At 76.1% G+C, this 1,220-nt stretch carries 1 protein-coding gene and 1 pseudogene; one reads left to right on the plus strand and one right to left on the minus strand.

Features of this window, described 5'->3' with window-relative positions:
* A partial coding sequence (locus B7767_RS38040) for a histidine kinase (protein WP_143652878.1) occupies positions 1–776 on the minus strand: 776 nt, incomplete at its 3' end.
* Between the two features lie 131 nt (positions 777–907).
* Here B7767_RS38040 and B7767_RS38045 point away from each other — a divergent pair.
* A pseudogene (locus B7767_RS38045) lies at positions 908–1,220 on the plus strand (A/G-specific adenine glycosylase); the annotation flags it as partial.

Raw genomic sequence — 1,220 nt, forward strand, 5'->3', positions numbered from 1 at the left:
ACGTTCTCGCCGGCCGGGGCGAGCGGCAGCGGCTCGTCGTCGTCCTCCCGCAGGACACCGATGATGCGGTGCAGCCGGTCCGTGGCGTCGGCGGCCGCGGCGCGCAGGTCGGCCGCGGCGTCCCGGTGGTGGCCGGGGAGGTCGGGGGCGACCTGGAGGGCGCCCGCGCGCAGGGCGATCAGGCTCAGCTCGTGGCCCAGGGAGTCGTGCATGTCCTGGGCGATCCTGGCCCGCTCGCGCAGCCGGGCGCGCTCCTCGGTCAGGCGCTGTTCCTCCTCCAGGCGGGCGGCCCGCAGCCAGCCCGCCGCGGTGAGCGCGCGGCTCTGTCCCCAGTAGCGTCCGCCGAGCCAGGGCAGGACACAGCCGAAGAGGAGGGTGCCGGTCAGGACCAGCCACTCGGGGACCGGGTCGGGCCCCACCAGTGCGATCTTCACGCCGCCGGCGCAGGCGACGGCGGCGAGGCACAGCGCCGCGGGGACCGTACGGGGCGACCGCAGGCCGAGCAGCAGCGCGAACACCGCGAGGGCGGGGCCGTAGGAGACGCTGAACAGCGCAGGCGTGGCGGCGAGGCTCAGCAGCGCCGTCAGCCCGAAGGCGACCGTCGGCCGGCGTCGGGCCGTGGCGGTGGCGGCGGCGAGCACGCCGAGTCCGGTGAGCTGCTGCCAGAGCGGACGCGGCTCGTTCAGCCCGATCCGGTCGGCGCAGACCGCGGGCAGGGCGAGGGCCGCCCAGAGCAGGCAGCCCTTGCCGAGCGCGGCGGTACGGGCACGTTCCATGGCCTTGACGCTACAAGCGGACGGGGGTGTGCCACCGCTGCCGATCGTCAGGTGTGCCGTCACCCTGCGGGAGGCCTCCGCCGTGGCGCTCCCACCACGGGCGGGCACCGGCGTGGGAGGATCGAGGAGCCATGACTGCTCCCACTAAGCCCCCGTACGGCAACGCCGCCGATTCCGCGTCCGAGCGTGCTCCCGGTGAGCCGCTGCACTCCCCCGTCATCGACTGGTTCGACGAGCACGCCCGGGATCTGCCGTGGCGGCGTCCGGAGGCCGGTGCGTGGGGGGTGATGGTCAGCGAGTTCATGCTGCAGCAGACCCCGGTGAACCGGGTGCTGCCCGTCTACGAGCAGTGGCTGGCCCGCTGGCCGCGCCCCGCCGACCTCGCCGCGGAGGCGCCCGGCGAGGCGGTCCGCGCCTGGGGGCGGCTCGGCTACCCGCGCCGCG

Source organism: Streptomyces sp. 13-12-16 (assembly GCF_002114215.1).
In the GTDB taxonomy this organism is placed as follows: Bacteria; Actinomycetota; Actinomycetes; order Streptomycetales; family Streptomycetaceae; genus Streptomyces.